Source organism: Micromonospora sp. ATLC16, assembly GCF_057196645.1.
Window position 1 is genome coordinate 1 of sequence record NZ_JBXUOW010000066.1, and the last position, 20,660, is coordinate 20,660.

Here is a 20,660-nt window from a genome sequence, read left to right on the forward strand (position 1 = left end):
CCCCCCGCCACCGCGCCGCGCTGGCCGCGGGCGAGCTGAGCGGGCTCGCCCGTCGGCGGTACGACGCCGGCCCGGAGCGCGGGGTCATTCCCCGCCCGCGCCCGGGCCGGCGTCGCGATGCACCCTGGGATCAGCGGTTCCCGGCGGGGATTCCGCAGTCGGGTGCCGCCCAGTAGGTGTTGTTCGCGCTGCGGTCCTGGTTGTTCTCCCGCCGCGAGTCCACATGGACGTGGGAGTTGTGGCCCGACACACCGGGCCCGAGGATGCCGCTGAAGCCGTGGTTGCGGGCCTGGCGGGCGATCTGGCACAGCGACCTGTCGCGGGAGATGAGGTCGGCGGCGTTGCCGTAGATGTGCTGGCTGTCCGATGCTCCGCCCACCCGGTTGTTGCAGGTGCGGCTGCGGAACCCGCTGGTCACGGTCAGCGGTTTGTCGCCGAGGCTCTTGCGCAGCGCCTCCAGCTTCCACATGGTGCGCAGCGCGTTCTGCCGGGTCTGGGTGGTGCTCAGTGGGCCGCCGTCCCACCCGCTGCCGCCGCAGCCGTCGTCCATCTCGCGGTAGGCGAAGTGTCGGGGCGTGCAGTTGTCGTCCTGGAGTTGGTAGAGCTTCCGGTAGGTCTCAGGGCCGGCGATCCCGTCGACCCGGAGGCCGTACGCGGACTGGAAGCGACGAACCGCGGCGGCGGTCTTCGGGCCGAAGCGTCCGTCGAGTTCCACGACGTTGTTGTTGCCGGCCCAGCCGGCGATCCGGAGTTGCAGCTCACGCACGTCGCTGCCGGAGCGCCCCTGGTAGAGGTTGCGGTTCCAGGTGTAGCAGCCGTCGGCATGGGCCGCTGGCGCGGCGACCACCGAGGCGATCGCGGTGCCCGGCAGCGCCAGGGCGAGGGCGACGACTGCCCGTTTCAAGGTGTGTACACGCACAGAAGTCCTCCCGATAGGAGAGTGAATGGGATGGCCTCCGGGACTTCGACCGGGCTGTCCCGTGGATCCACCCTCGCACCGGAGCGGTCGATTGGAGGGGACTAACGAGAATTGTCCTCACAATTCGCCGTACCTGAGCAGCGGCTGTGAATGAGAGCCGTTTGCGAATCCGGCAATCGGTGGCGAGGGGCCGGAGAGCAGCTATTTCAACGCGGAATGCCGCAACCGATGACACGAAGGGTGATGTTCCCCGGGTCGGCCGGCCCGGTAACGTCAGCGCCGGCGACGACGGGGAGGTGGGCGTGGCGCGTGGTGGCATCTTCTGCGTCGAGGGGCAGTGGCACCGGGATCTCAACGAGCGCGGGTCCGTGCTGCCCACCCTGGAACTGCTCGAACGGCTGGGCAAGGTCCGCTTCATTCACAAGGACGCCGCCACCCGCGACGAGCTGTTCTACTTCATCGACCGCTGGCTGCTGAAGCAGTACGCCGACCACCGGCTCGGCTTCTTCGCCATGCACGGCGAACCGAACCGGCTGTGCCTCACCGACTGGCACTCGGTCGAACTCACCGAGGTGGCCGAGCTGATGGCCGGGCGCTGCGAGGGGCGCCGCCTCTACTTCGGCAGCTGCTCGGTGCTGCGCGCCCCCGAGCCGGTGCTGCGGGACTTCCTCGCGGTCACCGGGGCCGCGTTGATCTGCGGCTTCACCCGCGAGGTGGACTGGGTCGAGTCGGCGGCGTTCGAGACCGTCCTGCTCGACGTGCTCGCCAACGGCCGCCGGCACAACGCCGCCGAGCTGCGGATGGGCTCGGCACACTGGGCACCGCTCGCCTCGTACCTGGGCTTCCGGATCATCTACGCCAACGGCCGGGCCTGGCGACCGTCGCTGCGCCCCCGCGTACCCAGCCAGCCGTCCGCCGGTCAGCACGCCTGAGTGCTGGTAGAAACGAGCGATGGCACGCATGATCGCTCGTAACACCCGGGTCGACCGGGACGACCTACTCGACTTTCTCCGCCCCCGGCACCGGGTGGTGCTGATGACCACCCGCGCCGACGGCCGACCGCAGTCCTCGCCGGTCGCCGCCGGGGTGGACGGCGAGGGCCGGCTGGTGATCTCCAGCTATCCGGAACGCGCGAAGATCGCCAACATCCGCCGCGACCCTCATGTGTCTGTCTGTGTGCTCTCCGACGACTGGAACGGCCCATGGGTGCAGGTCGACGGCACCGCCGAGGTGCTGGACCTGCCCGAGGCCCTCGAACCGCTGGTCGAGTACTTCCGCAGCATCTCCGGCGAGCATCCGGACTGGGACGAGTACCGGGAGGCGATGCGGCAGCAGGGCAAGTCGTTGATCAGGATCACCATCACCGGGTGGGGCCCGGTGGCGACCGGTGGCTTCCCCGCCCGACTGGCGGAATGACGTGGGCGGGGCGCGGTGGATGCCGAGCCCCGCCGGGGTTCCGGCGGAGCGTCGTCGCTCAAGATCAGATATCAGTACGCGGCGGTGAACCGCATGTTCGGGAAGCGCCCGTTCTCGATCTCGTCGACCACCGCGACCGCCAGGTCCTCGTAGCTGAGCACGCTGCGGCCCTGCGCGTCGGTCACCGGCTGGTCGGTGCCGGTGCGGTATCGGCCGGTGCGCTCGCCGGGGTGGAACTCCAGCGGCGGCGGGCAGACGTACGTCCAGGTCACCCCGTCGGCCGAGGCGCGGTAGAGGTCGAGGGCCTCCGCCTGCCCCAACGCGGCGTCGCGGTACTCGTCGGGAAACTCCGGGTCGTCCAGCAGCCGGTCACCCGCCGCGTTGAGCAGGGTGGCGCCGCCGCCGACGTGGATCACGCGGGGTGCCGCCGGCATCTCGCGCAGCGCGGCGAGCAGGGTCCGCGCCGCGTCGGGCCACAGCGTACGGTCGCCGCCGCCGATCGCCACCACCAGCGCATCCGCCTCCGGCGCCAGCTCCCGCACGCTCCGCTCACTGGTCGCGTCACCGGTGACGACCCGGACCCCGGCCGGCAGGTACGACGCGTCCGCCTCGGGACGCCGTACCGCGGCCACCACCCGGTGCCCTCGGTTGAACGCCTCGCTGACGATCCGGGAACCCGCGGTGCCGGCCGCACCGAACACGACGACATCACTCACGCTTCCAGGCTAGGGATCTCATCGCGCGGTCGTCGGTGGAACGGCTCAGTCGACAAGTGCCGAGTAGACCAGTTGGCGCAGCTGTGGGCGGAGTGGCCAGGTGCTCGACGGCATCAGCTGGGTGAAGAACATGGCGGTGATCTCCTCGACCGGGTCGACCCAGAACGCCGTGCTGGCCACGCCGCCCCAGTAGTACTCGCCGACGCTGCTCGGCACCCGGCTCGGCACCGGGTCGTCGACGACCGCGAAGCCGAGACCGAACCCGATGCCGTCGAGATTGGTCTCGGCGAACCCGCCGGTGGACAGGGCGCCCAGGTCCTGCCTGCCGGGCAGGTGGTTGCGACTCATGAAACGCACGGTCCGGGGACCGAGCAGACGCGTGCCGTCCAGCTCACCGCCGCGCAGCAGCAGTTGGGTGAAGCGGTGGTAGTCGGCGGCGGACGAGATCAGCCCACCGCCGCCGGAGAGCAGCGCCGGCTTCTCGTACGCCAGGGCGCCGAGCTGGTCGTGCCGTACCGCGCGGCCGGACGTCGGGTTCGGCACGTACAGGGCGGCCAGCCGCTCGGCGTCGGCGCCGTCGACGTGCCAGCGGGTGTCGACCATGCCCAGCGGACGCAGGATCCGTTCGGTCAGGAAGGTGTCCAGGCTCTGCCCGGATACCACCTCGATCAGCCGGCCGAGCACGTCGGTGGCGACCGAGTAGCCCCAGGCGGTGCCGGGCTGGAACAGCAGCGGCAATTCACCGAAGACCCGGCATGCCTCGGCCAGGTCGGCCTCGGCCGGTGGGTAGAGGTCGTAGCCGGCGGCCCGGTACAGCCCGTCGACCACCGACGTCTGCATGAAGCCGTAGGTCAACCCGGCGGTGTGGGTGAGCAGGTGCCAGACCCGGATCGGCTCGATCGCCGGCACGGTGTACGGCTTGAGCGTCGAACCCTTCGAGTAGACCCGCATGTCGGCGAACTCGGGCAGCCAGCGCCCGATCTCGTCGGTCAGCTCGAAGCGGCCCTCCTCCCAGAGCATCATCGCCGCGACCGAGGTGATCGGCTTGGTCATCGAGTAGATCCGCCAGAGGGTGTCCGGCTGCACCGGCGTGCCCGCTTCGCGGTCCCGCAGCCCGTACGTCGAGCTGTGCGCGATCTCGCCGCGTCGGGTGACCACCGCCTGCCAGCCGGCGAGCCGGCCGGCGTCGACGTAGCTGGCGAAGTGTTCGTCGATCCGGGCCAGTCGTGTCGGGTCGAACCCGACCTGCTCCGGCTCGATGCTGGGTGCCATGCTCACCCCAGCGAACCTACCGGTCGGTACGCGGGGCGGAAAGGCTTGTTGTCGGGGTCACTGGTTAGCCTGCGGGGCATGCCGGAGCCGACCGAGGACGTCACCTTCCACGACGAGGACTGGTACGCCGAGGAACTGGTCGACCGGCACTTCGTCAACTGCACCTTCCACCGGGTGGATCTCACCGAGACGACCAGCCGGGGCGCGACCTTCGAGGGCTGCACCTTCGGTGACGTCGCGTTCAACGTCTCTCGGCACACCGACTCGGCCTTCACCCGGTGCGCCTTCATCCGGTGCAATCTCTTCGAGGCGGAGTTCACCGGCTGCAAGCTGCTGGGCAGCACCTTCGACCGGTGCGACCTGCGGCCGTTGACCGTCACCGGAGGCGACTGGTCGTTCCTCACGCTCGCCGGTGCCGACCTGCGCGGGGCGCGCTTCACCGGGGTACGGATGCGGGAGACCGACCTGTCCGGGGCCGACCTGACGGGCGCGTCGCTGACCGGGTGTGACCTGTCCGACGTGCAGTGGCGTGGCGCCCGGCTCTCCAGTGCGGACCTTCGCGGCAGTGACCTGGCCGGGCTCGACCCGGCCACGGTGCAGCGCGCCGGTGCGGTCATCGACCTGATGCAGGCGGCGACCCTGGCCCGTGCCCTGGGCTTCGACATCCGCGGCTGACCGCCCGCGCCACCGACGCAGTCGTTGACCGGCCGGCGGCCCGCTTCGGCAGTAGCTTGGTCGGCGACCATCCCACCCGACCGGGAGGACGAAAGATGCCCGCGTTCGCCTTGGCGCACCTGCGGAACCCGCAGGTCAACGAGGATATTCTGATCTACCTGGAGCGGATTCAGGCGACGCTGGAGCCCTTCGGCGGCCGGTTCGTGGTGCACGGCCCGGAGGTGGACGTACGCGAGGGAGAGTGGGCGGGCAGCGTGGTCATCCTCGAGTTCCCCGACCGACAGCAGGCACACGCCTGGTACGACTCGTCGGCCTACCAGGAGATTCTGCCGCTGCGTACCCGGCACATCGATGCGTCGGTGATCATCTTCGACGGGGTGGGGCCGGGCTATGACCCCGGCAGGACCGCAGCGGCACTGCGGGCGCAGGCGGCGACGGGCTGAGCCCAGGGGACAGTTTGTCCGTCACTCCGGGGCGACCCGGCCGTAACGTCCTGCTGTCCGTGTTCGACCGTCCTGTGTGGAGGTACAGGCCGATGAACAGCAGCAGTACCGTCCGTCCCGCCCCGCCCACCGGTGAGCGGACCGGGGTGGGGCTGCGGGAGATCCCGCTGCCGCCCTACGTGACCGCCGAGGATGCCCAGTTCGCTGTCCGGGCGGTCGTGGTGCACGCGCCACGAAGCTGGTCGGGCGGCACGGTCTGCCGCAACGACGCCAGCCCGCACCCGTGTCGACTGCATCGGTGGGGCACCCGGGTGCTCGCGCTACGCGGTCTGCACGACGCCGACATCGCCGCGCTGATCGAGCGGGGTGACCCCGCTGCCCCGTTGCCGCCCCGGCCTCCGGCCTGACCGGAATGCGGGGCGCGACCTGCTCGGATACCCGTACAGGGGGCCGCCATGCCTCCTACCGCGCTGACATCGCTCTATTTGACGGACGCCTCGACAGCGGGCACCGTTGGGTGCTGGAAAGGCCTTGAGCTGCCCCGATGTGGCGGTGGGTGGCACCGCCTGGGAGCCCAGAGACCCATGAGGAGTCCCACCATGCTCACGATGACCGACAATGCCGTCCTGGTGATCCGTGATCTCGCCGCGCAGCAGGACGTTTCCGAGGGGGGAGGCGTACGCATCGCCGCGGACACCACCGCCGGCTCGCTCACCGTCGAGTTGGTGCCCGCGCCGATCGAGGGCGACCACGTGGTCGACAACCAGGGTGCCCGGATCTTCCTTGATTCCGATGCGGCCGACCTGCTCGGTGACACCTCGGTCGACGCGACCGTCGACGACGAGGGTGTCGTGCAGTTCGGATTCACCGAGAAGGAGTAGCTCGGGCCAGCGCGTCCAGTACGTGAGACGCGGAGCAGCGGCAATTCGCCGGACAGGTGTCTACTCCCGACTATGCTCGCGCGGTGTCTAACGCACCGACCCGTTACCGGTCCGCCGACGAGGACAGCGCCCGCTGGCAGGACTTCTCCTTCCGCCCGGGGGACATCGTGATCAGCACCCGCTCCAAGAGCGGGACTACCTGGATGCAGATGATCTGCGCCCTGCTGGTGTTGCGCACGCCGGAACTGCCGGCGCCGCTGGCCGAGCTGTCGCCCTGGCTCGACTGGCTGGTCGAGCCGCAGGAGCGGGTGTATGCGCGGCTGGCCGCCCAGCGACACCGTCGCTTCATCAAGACCCACACCCCGCTGGACGGGGTACCGATTGACTCCCGGGTGCACTACGTGGTGGTTGCCCGCCATCCGCTCGACGCGGCGGTCTCGCTGCACCATCAGAGTGCCAATCTGGATCGCGCCCGGCTCGCCGAGCTGACCGGTCAGCCCACGACGCCGGAGTCGGAGAGCCCTCATCCACCGATCGAGCAGGCGCTCGTACGCTGGATCGACGCGAATCCGGAGCCACGTGCCGAACTGGACTCGCTGCCGGGTTTCCTGTGGCATCTAAGCGACGCCTGGGCCCGCCGGCACCAGCCGAACGTGCACCTCGTCCACTACGACGACCTCCGGGCCGACCTGGCCGGGCAGATGCGGCGCCTGGCCGAACGCCTGGACCTCGAACCTCCCGGGTCTGACCTGGTGGAAGCGGCCACCTTCGACCGGATGCGGGCCCGTGCCGACCGACTCGCGCCCGACGCCGCCGGCGTGCTGAAGGAGCGCAACGCCTTCTTCCGCAGTGGTCGGTCCGGTCAGGGCAACGAACTGCTCGACGCGGAGGCGCGCGCCCACTACCGCTCCCGGGTCGCCACCCTGGCACCGCCGGACCTGCTGGCCTGGCTGCACCGAGCCGACGGATCAACGCCGACGCCCTAGGCGGCTGGTTTCCCTCCGGTGCGCCGGTTCGGGCCGTCTCCGTGACCTTGCGATGGGCGGCACCGGCTCTGCGCCGGAGTGCTGGGTGTGGTGGCGTTCGAGCCGGTCGTGGCGGTCAGGGTCGTCTGCCGTACCCGACTGTCGTCCGCCGCCGCGATAGCAGCGGGCTGTCCGAACACTAAGCCGACCCGAGCGCGGGGCCGGGCAACCGGGTGCCCAGCGTCGACCTCGACGACGACTGAGGTGCCGACACCTTTCCCGGCGTCACCGCAGGTCAAGGGCATGATCAGCAGTATCTGATGTCCTTGATCGGACAGCTCTTCGCCTGGCTGCCGACAGGAATGCAAAATACGTTCGAGGAACAAAGCGGGGTGATCGGCGCTGATCCTCCCTTAGCCGCCGCAACAACCCAACACGCCTGGGCCGCTCGGCCGGGTCGGGGAAGGAGTCCGATGTCCAGCGCGAGAGCCAGGAGCAGACAGGCACCACAGCCGGTGCCGGGGGACGAGGCCACGGCCCACGCCGAGGCCGAACACACCACCTGCGTCGACGTCGGCATGCCACTGACCGCGAGAGTCCTGTTCGCCGTGGTCAGCGCCGACGGCCTCCTGGTCCGAGGACTGGGCGCGGCCGCGGCGAACCGGTTGCAGACCGGGATGTACCAGGTGGTCTTCGACCAGGACGTGACCGGTGCCAGCCTGGTCGGCACCGTCGGCCTCACGGGCAGCACCGGCCTGGCGCCCGCCGGCCAGATCGCGGTGGCCGGTCGAACGGGCATTCCGAACGCCGTCTTCGTGACCACCTTCGACGGCGTCGGGTCGGCCGCCGACCGCCCCTTTCACCTGGCCGTGCTCTCCTGAACACCCGCCACGTCGCACATGAGCACGTCGCACATGAGCGCGCGGCGCCGTTGACCCGAGGGTCGAAACCGCGCCGCGCTCGGCCGTCTCCCACCGCCGCAGCCGTACGGCGGTACGTCAGCGGGGACCTGGCATGACCGGTCGCACCGGTCGCTGGTGTCGATCCCCGATCCGCGTCGGTCCAAACCGCTGGGCGCTGGTCGATTCACCATCTGCAAAGCGCGGCGTGGACTGGTCCGCGACGGGGTATGTGTCGGGGCATGGAGCACTTCACTATCGCGACCGTCGCCGAGAAGAGCCCGGACTTCCGGCGGGTGCTGTGGACCGGGAACCACACCCAACTGGTGATCATGACGATCCCGCCGGGCGGCGAGATCGGTGAGGAGGTCCATGAGGACATCGACCAGATCCTGACCTTCGTCAGCGGCACCGGTGAGGCGCGAGTGGCCGGGGAGAAGCGCGACGTCGTACAGGGCGACCTGGTGGTCGTACCGGCCGGCACCCGCCACAACTTCGTCAACACCGGGCCGAACCCGCTGGTGCTCTACACCGTCTACGGGCCGCCGGAGCACGCCGACCAGGCCGTACACCGGACGAAGGAGGAGGCCGACGGCGCCGAGGCCGCCGGCAAGGACGAACCGCCCACCTCCTGAACCCACCGCCCGCCGGTCTCCGCCCTGGGGGTGGAGGCCGGCGAGCGGCGTGATGAGGCACGAAATCCCGGGTACCCGGGCGCATGGAGCAGGCCTTCCCCCGCGCCGGTCTTCAACACGACGACCCGGTCACCCGCCCGGATCCAGCGGCGGGGTCCGACGCGTCCGATCTCGGGCATGCCGAGGGTCATCGGGGGTAGAACGGTCTACATGAACCACAGTGACCACCCCACCGCAGTTCTCCCCGGAGACGTCCGGATCCCGCTGCTCGGTTTCGGCACCTGGCAGGCGACCGGGGAGGAGGGCTACAAGGCCGTCCTCGCCGCGCTCGACGCCGGGTACCGGCACATCGACACCGCCACCATGTACGGCAACGAGGAGGAGGTCGGCCGGGCGATCCGGGAGAGCGGGCTGCGCCGGGAGGACGTCTTCATCACCACCAAGCTGCCCCCCGAGCGGGTCGGCCAGGAACGGAAGACGATCGAGGAGAGCCTGCGTGCCCTCGGCGTCGACTACGTCGACCTGTGGCTGGTGCACTGGCCACCGAACGATCCCGGTGACCTGATCCCGGTCTGGCGGGAGATGCTCGCCGCCCGCGACGAGAACCTGGCCCGGGCGGTCGGGGTCAGCAACTTCAGCACCGCCCAGATCGACACGCTGATCCAGGCCACCGAGGAGAACCCGGCGGTCAACCAGATCAAGTGGGGGCCCCGGCTCTACGACCGGCAGCGGCACGCCGAGCACCGGGACCGTGGGGTGGTGCTGGAGGGCTACAGCCCGTTCAAGACCACCGACCTGTCCGACCCGGTGCTGACCCGGATCGCCGGGGCGCACAACGTCTCGCCGGCCCAGGTGGTGCTGCGCTGGCACCTCGACCACGAGATCGTGGCGATCCCCAAGTCGGTCACGCCGGAGCGGATCCGCGCCAACTCGGACATCTTCGGCTTCTCGCTGACCGCCGAGGAGATGCGCGACATCGACGCCCTCGGCTCCTGACCCGGCGCCGCCCGCCGCCACCGTCAGGCTGCGCCCGCCACGACATGCGGCAACCCGGGCTCTCTGAATCAAGCGAGAGCCCGGGTTGTCGCAACTGGTCAGGGGTGCCGGTGGCTGCTCGTCAGGAGCGGGAGCAGGCGGCGCCGTTGAGGGTGAAGCTGGTGGGGTTGGCGTACGAACCGTTGAGCGTGCCCTGGTAGCCGAAGCTGGCCGTGCCGCCGGGTGAGATCGTGCCGTTGTGGCCGACGTTGCGGGCGGTCACCGACGAACCGCTCTGGCTCACCGTGGCGTTCCAGGAGTTGGTCACCTGCTGCCCGGACGGGAGCGAGTAGGCCAGCGTCCAGCCGTTGATCGTGCTGGAGCCGGTGTTGGTGATCTGCACGTCGGCGGTGAAGCCGTTGTTCCACGCGTTGGCCGTGTACTTCACCGCACACGATCCGCTGCCCGAGGGCGGGGGCGTGGTGGGCGGCGGGCTGCTCGGCGGCGGGTTGTTGCCGCCGCCGTTGACCGCGGCCGAGAAGTTCGTCACGGCCAGCCCGACGCCGCCCTGCCAGGGCTCGAACCCGGCCTGGATGCTGGTCAGGTACCACGAGTTGGTGATCGCGCCCCGGTTGCGGGTGTCGTTGATGAATGCCAGCAGGTTCAGGTTCGCGCTGCTGATGGCCGACGGGGCGACGTACGAGATGACGTTGTTGGAGCCGTTGCTGCCCCGCCAGACCTCCCAGTTGCGCCCATCGATGTTGGCGTTGCCGACCGGGGAACCGATGGGCTGGATCGGGCCCTGCCGGTTGAACCAGATCATGATCTCCATCTGGTTCACCCCGTCGCGCTTGGGTGACGGGTCGAGCCAGATGTCGTACGAGGCGTTGTAGACGCCGTTGCTCACGTACCGGTAGTTGATGCTGCTGGTCGCGCTGCTGATCTGGCTGACCTGCATGGGTAGGTTGGTGCCGGGGGAGCAGTTGGTGTAGTGGCAGCCGAGGAAGACCGACGGGTATGCCGTCGGGGCGCCGTTGGTCGGGCTGCTGCCGTTCTGGGTGATGATCTCGAAGCCGTTGTTGGTGACGTTGATGCACTGCTGGGCGGTGGTGCCCCAGCGGTTGTTCTGCACCACGTACCGGCTCTGGATCACGGTCGAGCCGTACTGCTCGCAGATCTGGGTGTCGGCGGAGGCGGCTCCGCCGAGGGTCACGGCGACGATCGAGCTGGCGGCGGCCAGCCCGACGGCCACGATGGCCCGCAAGGTACGTCTCATGATGCTCCTAGCGCTGCGGCGTCGCCCGGACGCCGGGACGGATGCGGACGGAGCGGTCGGGATCGCGCCGTCGATAGTTGCGGGAGCGCTCCCATGCTCATTGTCACATTTACATCCTTGAAACAATGCACGCAACTGGTGTGGGTGATTGATGCCAATTGCTACGTGTGTCATGGCTGCCACGATCGGACCTTCGCCGACTCCGGGCGGCTGCTGACCGATGCCGACGGGCTGATCCGGGGTGTCAAGGGATGTCGGAGGTGGGCCGGTTGCCTCTGGTGTGTGCCGATTGCGCCGAGTAGTCTCTTGCCTTCAACGCGTGCTGAATCCCTCCGGAGGCGTACACCCCCATGCGTAGCTCCCCCCTGCGCATCCTCGTCGTCGGCGCGGGCATCGCCGGGCTGGCCGTGGCCCGGGCGCTGCGCCTGGCGGGCTTTCGGCCGGACCTCACCGACAAGGCGCCGCCGCACGACCTCACCGACGCCGGGCTCTACCTGCCCGGCAACGCGGCCCGCGCGCTGCGCCGGCTGGACCTGTACGACCCGGTCCGTCCGTACGGAAAGGTCATCCACCGGCAGCGGTTCCTCGACTCGACCGGTGCGCCGCTGTGCGAGGTCGACCTCGACGCACTCTGGGCCGAGGTCGGCGAGTGCCGGGCGATGGCCCGCTCCGATCTGCACCGCGTGCTGCTCAGCGGTGCCGGCGGCGCGGTCCGGCACGGCGCGGAGGTACGCACCATCGACCTGCTGCCGGCCGCTGTCGGCGTCACCTTCGTCGACGGCACCCAGACCGAGTACGACCTGGTGATCGGCGCCGACGGGCCACGTTCCTCGATCCGGGCACTGGCCGCGCTCGGCGGTCCACCCCGCCCCGCCGGGCAGGTGGTCTACCGCGGCGTCGTACGTGACGGTCCGCCGGTCGACGAGTGGTCCGCCCTGCTCGGGCAGCGCTGCGGCTTCCTGGTGGTGCCGATCGGCGCAGGCCGGTTGCACTGCTACGCCGACGAGGCCGGCACCGAGCTGCCGGCGGACCCGCTGGCCCGGCTGCGTGAACTCTTCGGCGAGTACGGCGGGCCGGTGCCGGAGGTGCTGGATGCGCTCGACGGGGTGCACGCCACGACCACCGACGAGGTCGAGCTCGGGCGTTGGTTCCGCGGGCGGGTGGTGCTGGTCGGCGACGCCGCCCACGCCACCGCGCCGACCCTGTCCCAGGGGGCCGCGATGGCGCTGGAGGACGCGGTGGTGCTCGCCGAGTCGCTGCACGCGGCGGGCAGTGTCGAGGCGGCGCTGACCGCGTACGAGAGTCGCCGCCGGCCACGTACCCGATGGGTGCAGGACCGGACCCGGGACCGCAACCGCACCCGCGACGTGCCGCCGGCGCTGCGCGACCCGCTGCTGCGCGGGCGCGGCGACCGCATCTTCGGAGAGCACTACCGGCTGCTTCTCGGCCCGCTGTGATCACCGTCTGGCGACCCCACGCGGTGCTGTCACCTGCCGGGGACTATCCTCCTTGCGGATGACGGCCCGCCGAGTCAGCGCGGTGCCGAGCGGGACAACCCAGAACCGGAGGCCACTCGTGACCACCGTCGCACCCAAGCCGGTCGTGACCCGGCCCTGGCCGGTCCGGGAGCCGGTCAAGGGGTCGGCCATCGCGCGGCTGCTGCGGACCACGGACGCGAAGCAGATCGGGATCATGTACATGGTCACCGCGTTCGCGTTCTTCATGATCGGTGGCCTGATGGCCCTGATCCTGCGGGCCGAGTTGGCCCGGCCCGGGCTGCAGTTCCTGTCGCCGGAGCAGTACAACCAGCTGTTCACGATGCACGGCACGATCATGCTGCTGTTCTTCGCGACGCCCATCGTGTTCGCCTTCGGCAACTACGTCGTGCCCATCCAGATCGGTGCGCCCGACGTCTCCTTTCCGCGGCTGAACAGCTTCGCCTACTGGCTCTACCTGTTCGGCGGCACCTTGACCACGGCCGGCTTCCTCACCCCTGGTGGAGCGGCGGACTTCGGCTGGACCGCCTACACGCCGCTGAGCACCAGCGAGCACGCTCCCGGCGTCGGGGCCAACATGTGGGTGGTCGGTCTGGCCATCTCCGGTCTGGGCACCATCCTCGGCGCGGTCAACCTGATCACCACGATCCTGACCCTGCGCGCGCCGGGCATGACCATGTTCCGGATGCCGATCTTCACCTGGAACATGCTGGTAACCAGCCTGCTGGTGATCCTGATCTTCCCGCTGCTGGCCGCCGCGCTGTTCGCGCTGGCCGCCGACCGGTTGCTGGGTGCGCACGTCTACAGCCCGGAGACCGGCGGGCCGATGCTGTGGCAGCACCTGTTCTGGTTCTTCGGCCACCCCGAGGTCTACGTCGTCGCGCTGCCGTTCTTCGGCATCATCAGCGAGATCATCCCGGTCTTCTCCCGTAAGCCGATCTTCGGCTACAAGGGCCTGGTCGCCGCCACCATCGCCATCGCCGGCCTGTCGATGAGCGTCTGGGCGCACCACATGTTCGCCACCGGACAGGTGCTGCTGCCGTTCTTCAGCTTCCTGAGCTACCTGATCGCCGTACCGACCGGCATGAAGTTCTTCAACTGGATCGGCACCATGTGGCGGGGGCAGATCAGCTTCGAGTCGCCGATGCTGTTCTCCATCGGCTTCCTGGTCACCTTCCTCTTCGGTGGTCTGACCGGAGTGCTGCTGGCCTCCCCGCCGCTGGACTTCCACCTGCACGACTCCTACTTCGTCGTGGCACACTTCCACTACGTGCTCTTCGGCACGATCGTCTTCGCGGTCTTCGCCGGAATCTACTTCTGGTTCCCGAAGATGTTCGGCCGGATGCTCGACGATCGACTCGGGAAGATCCACTTCTGGCTCACCATGATCGGGTTCCACACCACGTTCCTGATCCAGCACTGGTTGGGCAACGAGGGCATGCCCCGGCGGTACGCCGACTACGTGGCCGCCGACGGATTCACCACGCTGAACATGATCTCCACGATCGGCGCGTTCATCACCGGTATCTCGACGCTGCCGTTCCTCTACAACTGCTGGAAGTCGTACAAGGCCGGCCCGGTGGTCGAGGTCGACGACCCCTGGGGTCACGGCAACTCGCTCGAATGGGCGACCAGCTCGCCGCCGCCGCTGCGCAACTTCGACCGGATGCCACGGATCCGCTCCGAGCGTCCGGCCTTCGACCACAAGTTCCCCGAGCTGGCCGCCGGGCAGACCCTGGCCGGTCCGCCCGAGGGTGGTTCCAAGCCGCTCACCAGCGAGTCCGACGGTGGTGCCAGCTACACCGAGGACGTGGTCAGCGACACCGACCGCCGCTGACCCACCGCGTCGCACGACGGGCGCCGATCCCCATGCCGGGGTCGGCGCCCGTTCCGTACTGCCCGGTGCTGCGGGCCGAGGCTTTCCCGGCGGCAGGCGGCGTCTCCACCCGAATCGCTGCCGCCGCACCGATTATCGCTCTCTGTGACTAGTGGCCCGGCGCGGCGGTCGGCCGGGGCGGTCGGCCGGGCGGGGCGGTCGGCCGGGCGCGGCGCTCCGGCCCTGGGTGGGGCGGGAAGCGCCGTGGGGCGGGCGAGGAGCGGGAGCGCGTCGCGTCGGCGGTGGGTCAGGAGGCGGCCGAGGTGAGGGCGGTCGTGGTGTGCTCGTCGCCGGGCCGGGTGGTGGCCGCCATGTCCGCGCGGCGGTGGCGCAACTCGATCGGCAACACCGCGAGGGCCACCAGGGCACCGATCGCGCCGGTGACCGCGAACCCCCACAGCGGTGCCGAGGCGTCGATGACCGCGCCGGCGAGCGGGGCACCCACCGCGATGCCGACGGTGACCGCCGAGCCGTGCAGGCCCATCGCCTCACCGCGGACGCCGGCCGGGGCGAGCCGACTGACGGTGTCGGAGGTGGCCGCGATGGTCGGGGCGCAGAGCGCCCCCGCCGGGATCAACGCCAGGCAGAGCAGCCACCAGTGGGAACCACCCAACCCGACGGGAATGGTGCAGAGGCTCAGCAGGCCCATCAGTGCCACCGGCGAGAACGAGCGGCGGACCGCGCCGTAGGCGAATCCGCCCAGCAGCGATGCTACCGCCCAGACGGAGAGCACCGCACCGGTGAAACCGGCGTCGCCGTTCTCCCGCAGCACCGCGATGACCGCTACGTCGGTGCCGCCGAGCACCAGGGTCGCTGCGGCGCTGACCGCGAACACGGCCACCAGCCGTGAGGTGAGCCACTGCCGTCGGGCGACCCGGGGCTGCGGCCCGGTCGACGCCTCGGCGGCGCTGCGCACCGGCGGGTTGAGCAGCCACAGCACCACTCCGGCGGCGACGATGCCGACGCCGACGAGGTAGAGCGTGAGGCGGGCCGAGATGGTGGTGACACCCACCGTGGCCAGAGCAGGACCGATCATGAACGACAGCTCCACCGACATGGAGTCCAGCGCGTACGCCGGCCGGCGCTTCTCCGGCGGCACCAGCGCGGCGATTGACTGCCGGATCACCGAGAAAATCGGCAGCGCCAGCAGGCCAGCCAGGAAGGCGGCCGGCAGCAGCAGGTAGTACGACAACATCGGTGCGGTCGACCAGAAGACGGCCTCGGCCACGGCGGTGAGAACCAGCACGGGCCGCAGGCCACGACGATCCACCAACCGGCCGAGCAGCGGGCCACCGACCGCCGCGCCGACGGTGATCGCCGCGCCGACCAGACCGGCCGCGCCGTATCCCCGCCCGAGATCCTGTACGACATAGAACGTCAAGGTGACGCCGGTGGCGGTCAGCGGAACCCGCGCCAGCACCGCGACGAGCAGCAGTGACCGCAGACCGGGCAGGGCGAGCGCCTCCCGGTAAGGCTTTATGTTCACGTCGGTCCGTACCTCCGCCGGCCATCCTCGACCGGCGGAGGCCCGGCTGCCAACGAATTAACGGCTCATGCGGCTCTGATCACAGGGGCGCCGAACGTGGTGATCCCAGCCCCCTCGAAGGCGCGCAGCGCGACTTCGGTGGTGTCCGGCGCGACGGCCGCCGTCAGCTCCAGCAGCACGGTGGTGGCGAAACCCTCCCGGGCGGCGTCCAGGGCGGTGGCTCGCACACAGTGGTCGGTGGCGATGCCGACCACGTCCACCCGCTCCACACCACGCCGCCGCAGCCAGTCGGCCAGGCCCTCGCCGTCGTCGGCCTGCCCCTCGAAGCCGGAGTACGCGGCGGCGTACTCGCCCTTGTGAAAGATCGCCTCGATCCGGTCGGTGGCCAGTTCCGGGTGGAACTCCGAACCGGGAGTGCCGACCACACAGTGCCGGGGCCAGGTGCTCACGTAGTCCGGTGAGTCGGCGAAGTGCGTGCCGGGGTCGATGTGGTAGTCCTTCGTCGCCACGACGTGATCCCAGCGGTCCGGCTCGGCAGCCAGCAGCCGGGAGATCCCCGCCGCGACTCCGGCCCCGCCGGCAACGGCCAGCGAGCCGCCCTCACAGAAGTCCTTCTGCACGTCCACGATGATCAGCGCGTTGCTCACCGACTCCACTCCTCTCACTCGGCGGGTACCACGGTGACCGGGATGGCGGGATCGCCCGCGGAAAGCTTCAGACCCTCCCACGGGATCGAGATCAGGCACTGCCGCAGGTGCTCCCGCGACTCGTCGAGCGTCGGCAGGGCCATCGGCTCGCCGTCCACGACGTACGACCGTTGCAGCAGCCGGTCGTTGGGACGGTGGTCCGGCACCCCCTGCGGTACGACGATCTCCTCGGTGGCCGTGCCGGTCGGCTTGTGCCGGCGGACGGCGACCTTTCGTCCGCCGATGGTGGCCTTCTGCTCGGAGCGCTTGACCACCGGACGGCCCTCGACCTCGACCAGCTTGTAGACCAGCCCCGCGGTGGGCGCGCCGGAGCCGGTCACCACGGCGGTGCCGGCGCCGTACATGTCCACGGGCTCGGCGGCCAACGCCGCGATGGCGTACTCGTCGAGGTCACCCGAGACGATGATCTTCGTTTCGGTGGCGCCGAGCGAGTCCAGCAGCTGCCGCGACTGCTGGGCGATCACGGCCAGGTCGCCGGAGTCGATACGGACCGCCCGCAGCTCCGGGCCGGCCACCTCGATCGCGTTGCGGATGCCCTGACTGATGTCGTACGTGTCGACCAGCAGCGTGGTGTCCTTGCCCAGCGTGGCGACCTGCGAGGCGAACGCGGCCCGCTCGTCGTCGTGCAGCAGGGTGAAGGCGTGCGCGGCGGTGCCGGCGGTGGGTATGCCGTACCGCTGGCCGGCGGCCAGGTTGGAGGTGAACCGGAAGCCGGCCAGGTAGGCCGCCCGGGCTGCCGCGACCGCCGCCTCCTCGTGCGCCCGGCGTGACCCCATCTCGATCAGTGCGCGACCGCGGGCGGCGGTGACCATGCGCGCCGCGGCGGCAGCCACCGCGCAGTCGTGGTTGAGCACCGACAGCGCCAGCGTCTCCAGCACCACGCACTCGGCGAAGCTGCCGGAGAGGGTCAGGATCGGCGAGCCGGGGAAGAAGAGCTCCCCTTCGGGGTACCCGTCGATCTCGCCGGTGAACCGGTACCGGGACAGCCATTCGGCGCCCGGTTCGTCCACCACGCCGGTGCGGCGCAGGAACTCGATGTCGGCCGGGTCGAAGCGGAACTCGCGGATCAGCTCGACCAGGCGTGCGGTGCCGGCGACCACGCCGTACCGGCGGCCGGCGGGAAGCCGACGACTGAACACCTCGAACACGCAGCGCCGGTCGGCCGTGCCGTCCCGCAGGGCGGCGCTGACCATGGTCAGCTCGTAATGGTCGGTCAGCAGCGCGGGACGAGAGGTGTGCACCCCCTCAGAGTAGGGTTCACACCGCCGTCGTGCCGTCGTGCCCCGGGATCGTGCCGAGGACCACCCTCAGCTCCGCCCGGCTGGTCACCCCGAGCTTCGTGTACACGCGTTGCAGGTGGTTCTCCACCGTGCGGGCGGAGAGAAAGAGCTGCTCGGCGATGGCGCGGCTGGTGCCGCCGACCGCCGCGAGCCGAGCCACCTGCCACTCCCGGTCGGTCAGCGTCGGGGTGGCCGCCTGGAGCGCCGGAGTGTGCACCATGTCACACCTGGCGAGCAGCGCGCCGAGCTGTTGCCGAGCGTGCCCGACCTCGGGCGCCCGGCGCTGCCGCAGCAGCTGCACGGCCCCCGCCGCGGCCTCGGCGGCCAGCAGGTCCAGCCCGCGCTCCGCGAAGCCGTCGGCGGCGCTGAGCAATTCCTCCGGCAGCCCGTCGGCCGACGCCCGGGCGTGCCGGGCAAGCAGCGGCGGCAACTCCCCGTCGACCTGCTCCGACAGCTCCGTCAACCGCTGGGCGACGGTACGACGGCCGCCGTCGGAACACCTCGGCCCGGTCTGTGTCCCGGCCTGCCCCAGCCGCACCAGATCATGCAGCACCAGGGCCTCGTGTCCGGCGAAGCCGTCGGCGCGCAGCCGGTCCACCAGGCCGTGCAGCCGATCCACCGCTGCGGACAGGTCACCACCGGCCGTCAGCGTCGCCACCCGGGCCTGCTCCAGCCACGGGTACAGCACACCCATACTCGGCGAGTGGAGCCGGTCCGCCTCGGCCATTGCCTCGACAGCCTGCCGGACGTCGCCGCGCAGCGCGGCGGCCTGAGCCCGCTCCGACTGAGCCAGCCCCGCGTAGACCCGGCTGGTCGCCAGGACCGCGCAGGCACTGAGCGCGGCCTGCAACGCGGCGTCGCTGCGTCCCCGCAGCCGGGCCGCGTACGCCCGCAGGATCGCCAGGTAGCCGGTGCCGAGCCGGAAGTCACCCGCGTCGGCGAGGTCGGCGAACTCGTCGGCGACCAGTGCGTCGATGCCGGCGAGATCACCGGAGAGGGCCAGCCGGGTACCCCGGGCAAGCTCCACCGCCAGTTGCAGGTACGGCATGTCGGCCCGCCAGCTGGCCACCTTCGCCTGCACCAGGTCCACCGCTGTCGCACTGCGGTACAGCTGGCCCTGCACGGCCTGCAGATGGGCGATCGTGCAGCGGGCCAGCTCGCGGGCGGCGAGACTGGCCGCCGGCCGGTCCAGCACGCTCTGCGCGAGCCGCAGGGCGGCCGGCGCGTCCAGCCGGTGCAGCCGCATGATCGCCTCGAACGCGCGGACCCGGGCCTGCGCGGCGGCGTCGGTCAGCTTCGTGCCCTCGGCGGCGATCTCCTCGACGGTGGACGCCTGGCTCAGCCCCCAGTAGCTGACCATGCCGCGTACGGTCAGCCACCGGCTGAGTCGTTCCTCCTGGCTGGCGTCGGTGGCGACGGCGTCGAGCACGCCGAGCGCCTCGGCCGGCCGGTCGGCGAACATCAGAATGGTCGCCAGCAGTTCGGCCGCGTCGAACCCGCCCCCGGCGTCGAGCGCCGCGCGGGCCAGTCGGGTCGCCAGTGGCACGTCGTAACGAGCGAACGCCTCGCCGGCCGCGGCGATCAGCATCGCCGGGTCCTGCGCGGTGCCGGAGGCCAGTCGCCACCGGGCCACCCGCAGCAGATCCTCCCGCCGCCGTTTGCCGACCTTCTCCAGCAGGTCCGCCAGGTGCGCCTGCAACCGACGGGTCCGGCTCACCGGGCACTGCCGGCGTACCACCTCGCCGTAGAGCGGGTGCGCCAGGCGGACGTCGAGCCGCCGGTCGGACTCCACCATGGTGACGAGCCCGCGCTCCTCGGCGTGCTCCACATCGTGCTGTTCCACGGCCTGGTGCAGCAGCCGCAGGCCGAGTGGCTCGCCGAACGCGACCAGCTCGACCACCGCCCGTACCCCGGGGTTGAGCTGGCCGATCCGGAAGTCGATCAGCTCGGTCAGGCTGGGTGCCAGTTCCAGCCGACCCGTCCAGGTCCAGACGCCGTATCTCTCGACCAGTTCACCGCTGTTGGTGGCCGCGTGCACCAGCTCGCGCAGCAGCAGCGGATTGCCGGCACTGAGTCGACCCAGGCGGTCGGTGGAACCCTTGTCCACCTGGCCGCCGACGATGGCGGTGAGCATGGCGGCCGTCTCGTCCGGTGTCATCGGGCCCAGCTCGGCCCGCTCGACCAGGCCGTCCGTCCACAGTGCCCGGATCGGCAGGGGGATCTGCTCGCCGTCGCGCAGGGTGCCGACCACCGAGGCGTCCTCGGCGCGGGCCACCAGGTGCACCAGCGCGGCCGACGGCGGATCGAGCAGGTGCGCGTCGTCGACCGCGAGGACGATCCGCCGGCCGGCGGCCTGCTGCTGCAACACGTCGACAGCCCAACGCAGGATGCCGGCCGGGGACAGGCCCTGCGGATGCTCCGGAAGCACCTGGACCAGCCCGCCGAAGGCCATCGCGGAGGTGGTGGCGCTGGCCGCGATCCGCCAGACCGCGTACGTCTCCCCGGGTAGCGCGTCGACACCTTCGTGCAACAGCCGGCTCTTGCCGATGCCGGCGCTGCCGGTGAAGAGGATTCCCTGGCCACGGACGCCGGCCACTGCCATCCGGAGACGGTCGAGTTGCTCAGCCCGGCCCACGAAGCTCCACCGACTCATTCGCGCAGCATATCGACGGAACTGTGGCTCGCACGGCAGCGCGCGAGGCGAACTTGAGTAGTTGGGGAGTTACCGCTGAGTACCGCTATT

At 70.5% G+C, this 20,660-nt stretch carries 20 protein-coding genes; 12 read left to right on the forward strand and 8 right to left on the reverse strand.

Annotated features, from left to right (window positions below; genetic code table 11):
* Positions 1–130: 130 nt before the first annotated feature.
* Entirely contained in the window at positions 131–919 is a 789-nt protein-coding gene (locus AC2CHE_RS21905; RefSeq protein ID WP_484506741.1) for a D-Ala-D-Ala carboxypeptidase family metallohydrolase, read from the reverse strand.
* Between the two features lie 302 nt (positions 920–1,221).
* On the opposite strand from AC2CHE_RS21905, the gene AC2CHE_RS21910 reads away from it, so the two are divergent.
* Together AC2CHE_RS21910 and AC2CHE_RS21915 are read left to right on the forward strand one after the other, a co-directional pair.
* Positions 1,222–1,851: a DUF6642 family protein gene (locus AC2CHE_RS21910; protein WP_269739628.1), complete on the forward strand. Its 630-nt coding sequence runs from the start codon at positions 1,222–1,224 to the stop codon at positions 1,849–1,851.
* A 19-nt stretch (positions 1,852–1,870) separates the two neighbouring features.
* Positions 1,871–2,335, forward strand: coding sequence for a PPOX class F420-dependent oxidoreductase (locus AC2CHE_RS21915; protein WP_484506742.1), 465 nt, complete (start codon positions 1,871–1,873; stop codon positions 2,333–2,335).
* 71 nt (positions 2,336–2,406) lie between these two features.
* Here the strand turns inward: AC2CHE_RS21915 and AC2CHE_RS21920 are convergent, their stop codons facing one another.
* Together AC2CHE_RS21920 and AC2CHE_RS21925 are read right to left on the reverse strand one after the other, a co-directional pair.
* A complete protein-coding gene (locus AC2CHE_RS21920) occupies positions 2,407–3,051 on the reverse strand; it encodes an NAD(P)-dependent oxidoreductase (RefSeq protein WP_484506743.1) in 645 nt (214 codons plus the stop codon).
* 45 nt (positions 3,052–3,096) lie between these two features.
* Positions 3,097–4,323, reverse strand: coding sequence for a serine hydrolase domain-containing protein (locus tag AC2CHE_RS21925; protein WP_484506763.1), 1,227 nt, complete (start codon positions 4,321–4,323; stop codon positions 3,097–3,099).
* A 78-nt stretch (positions 4,324–4,401) separates the two neighbouring features.
* Between AC2CHE_RS21925 and AC2CHE_RS21930 the strand changes: the two genes are divergently transcribed.
* The 8 genes from AC2CHE_RS21930 to AC2CHE_RS21965 all read left to right on the forward strand — a co-directional run bounded on the left by AC2CHE_RS21930 (position 4,402) and on the right by AC2CHE_RS21965 (position 9,817).
* The gene (locus AC2CHE_RS21930; RefSeq protein WP_484506744.1) at positions 4,402–4,998 is read left to right on the forward strand and encodes a pentapeptide repeat-containing protein; all 597 of its coding nucleotides are present in this window, start codon (positions 4,402–4,404) and stop codon (positions 4,996–4,998) included.
* A gap of 95 nt (positions 4,999–5,093) precedes the next feature.
* The gene (locus AC2CHE_RS21935; protein WP_484506745.1) at positions 5,094–5,441 is read left to right on the forward strand and encodes a DUF1330 domain-containing protein; all 348 of its coding nucleotides are present in this window, start codon (positions 5,094–5,096) and stop codon (positions 5,439–5,441) included.
* A 92-nt stretch (positions 5,442–5,533) separates the two neighbouring features.
* Positions 5,534–5,848, forward strand: a complete 315-nt coding sequence (locus tag AC2CHE_RS21940) for a hypothetical protein (protein WP_484506746.1) — start codon at positions 5,534–5,536, stop codon at positions 5,846–5,848.
* A gap of 192 nt (positions 5,849–6,040) precedes the next feature.
* Positions 6,041–6,322, forward strand: coding sequence for an adhesin (locus AC2CHE_RS21945; RefSeq protein WP_484506747.1), 282 nt, complete (start codon positions 6,041–6,043; stop codon positions 6,320–6,322).
* Positions 6,323–6,405: 83 nt separating this feature from the next.
* On the forward strand, positions 6,406–7,308 hold the full coding sequence (locus AC2CHE_RS21950; protein WP_484506748.1) for a sulfotransferase domain-containing protein: 903 nt from the start codon (positions 6,406–6,408) through the stop codon (positions 7,306–7,308).
* Positions 7,309–7,760: 452 nt separating this feature from the next.
* Positions 7,761–8,168 (forward strand): hypothetical protein, encoded by a 408-nt coding sequence (locus tag AC2CHE_RS21955; protein ID WP_484506749.1) that lies wholly within the window; start codon positions 7,761–7,763, stop codon positions 8,166–8,168.
* Between the two features lie 248 nt (positions 8,169–8,416).
* On the forward strand, positions 8,417–8,821 hold the full coding sequence (locus AC2CHE_RS21960) for a cupin domain-containing protein (protein ID WP_484506750.1): 405 nt from the start codon (positions 8,417–8,419) through the stop codon (positions 8,819–8,821).
* 210 nt (positions 8,822–9,031) lie between these two features.
* Complete coding sequence (locus tag AC2CHE_RS21965) at positions 9,032–9,817, forward strand: aldo/keto reductase (RefSeq protein ID WP_484506751.1); 786 nt, start codon at positions 9,032–9,034, stop codon at positions 9,815–9,817.
* A 121-nt stretch (positions 9,818–9,938) separates the two neighbouring features.
* On the opposite strand, the gene AC2CHE_RS21970 is transcribed toward AC2CHE_RS21965, so the two are convergent.
* Positions 9,939–11,072: a glycoside hydrolase family 12 protein gene (locus AC2CHE_RS21970; RefSeq protein ID WP_484506752.1), complete on the reverse strand. Its 1,134-nt coding sequence runs from the start codon at positions 11,070–11,072 to the stop codon at positions 9,939–9,941.
* A gap of 350 nt (positions 11,073–11,422) precedes the next feature.
* On the opposite strand from AC2CHE_RS21970, the gene AC2CHE_RS21975 reads away from it, so the two are divergent.
* Positions 11,423–12,529, forward strand: a complete 1,107-nt coding sequence (locus tag AC2CHE_RS21975) for an FAD-dependent monooxygenase (protein WP_484506753.1) — start codon at positions 11,423–11,425, stop codon at positions 12,527–12,529.
* A 118-nt stretch (positions 12,530–12,647) separates the two neighbouring features.
* Positions 12,648–14,405, forward strand: coding sequence for an aa3-type cytochrome oxidase subunit I (ctaD, locus tag AC2CHE_RS21980; protein WP_484506754.1), 1,758 nt, complete (start codon positions 12,648–12,650; stop codon positions 14,403–14,405).
* A 286-nt stretch (positions 14,406–14,691) separates the two neighbouring features.
* On the opposite strand, the gene AC2CHE_RS21985 is transcribed toward ctaD, so the two are convergent.
* The 4 genes from AC2CHE_RS21985 to AC2CHE_RS22000 all read right to left on the reverse strand — a co-directional run bounded on the left by AC2CHE_RS21985 (position 14,692) and on the right by AC2CHE_RS22000 (position 20,570).
* Positions 14,692–15,930 carry an MFS transporter gene (locus AC2CHE_RS21985; RefSeq protein WP_484506755.1) on the reverse strand — a complete coding sequence of 413 codons (1,239 nt, stop codon included), beginning with the start codon at positions 15,928–15,930 and terminating at the stop codon, positions 14,692–14,694.
* 65 nt (positions 15,931–15,995) lie between these two features.
* Positions 15,996–16,577: an isochorismatase family protein gene (locus AC2CHE_RS21990; RefSeq protein ID WP_484506756.1), complete on the reverse strand. Its 582-nt coding sequence runs from the start codon at positions 16,575–16,577 to the stop codon at positions 15,996–15,998.
* Between the two features lie 14 nt (positions 16,578–16,591).
* Positions 16,592–17,878, reverse strand: a complete 1,287-nt coding sequence (locus AC2CHE_RS21995; RefSeq protein ID WP_484506757.1) for a nicotinate phosphoribosyltransferase — start codon at positions 17,876–17,878, stop codon at positions 16,592–16,594.
* A 16-nt stretch (positions 17,879–17,894) separates the two neighbouring features.
* The gene (locus tag AC2CHE_RS22000) at positions 17,895–20,570 is read right to left on the reverse strand and encodes a LuxR C-terminal-related transcriptional regulator (protein ID WP_484506758.1); all 2,676 of its coding nucleotides are present in this window, start codon (positions 20,568–20,570) and stop codon (positions 17,895–17,897) included.
* Positions 20,571–20,660: the final 90 nt, after the last annotated feature.

Bases quoted from the DNA above. Each gene is read 5' to 3' on its own strand.
- AC2CHE_RS21915 (WP_484506742.1), top strand. From the start codon at position 1,871: ATGGCACGCATGATCGCTCGTAACACCCGGGTCGACCGGGACGACCTA.
- AC2CHE_RS21925 (WP_484506763.1), bottom strand. From the start codon at position 4,323: ATGGCACCCAGCATCGAGCCGGAGCAGGTCGGGTTCGACCCGACACGA.
- AC2CHE_RS21930 (WP_484506744.1), top strand. From the start codon at position 4,402: ATGCCGGAGCCGACCGAGGACGTCACCTTCCACGACGAGGACTGGTAC.
- AC2CHE_RS21935 (WP_484506745.1), top strand. From the start codon at position 5,094: ATGCCCGCGTTCGCCTTGGCGCACCTGCGGAACCCGCAGGTCAACGAG.
- AC2CHE_RS21940 (WP_484506746.1), top strand. From the start codon at position 5,534: ATGAACAGCAGCAGTACCGTCCGTCCCGCCCCGCCCACCGGTGAGCGG.
- AC2CHE_RS21945 (WP_484506747.1), top strand. From the start codon at position 6,041: ATGCTCACGATGACCGACAATGCCGTCCTGGTGATCCGTGATCTCGCC.
- AC2CHE_RS21955 (WP_484506749.1), top strand. From the start codon at position 7,761: ATGTCCAGCGCGAGAGCCAGGAGCAGACAGGCACCACAGCCGGTGCCG.
- AC2CHE_RS21960 (WP_484506750.1), top strand. From the start codon at position 8,417: ATGTGTCGGGGCATGGAGCACTTCACTATCGCGACCGTCGCCGAGAAG.
- AC2CHE_RS21965 (WP_484506751.1), top strand. From the start codon at position 9,032: ATGAACCACAGTGACCACCCCACCGCAGTTCTCCCCGGAGACGTCCGG.
- AC2CHE_RS21970 (WP_484506752.1), bottom strand. From the start codon at position 11,072: ATGAGACGTACCTTGCGGGCCATCGTGGCCGTCGGGCTGGCCGCCGCC.
- AC2CHE_RS21975 (WP_484506753.1), top strand. From the start codon at position 11,423: ATGCGTAGCTCCCCCCTGCGCATCCTCGTCGTCGGCGCGGGCATCGCC.
- AC2CHE_RS22000 (WP_484506758.1), bottom strand. From the start codon at position 20,570: ATGAGTCGGTGGAGCTTCGTGGGCCGGGCTGAGCAACTCGACCGTCTC.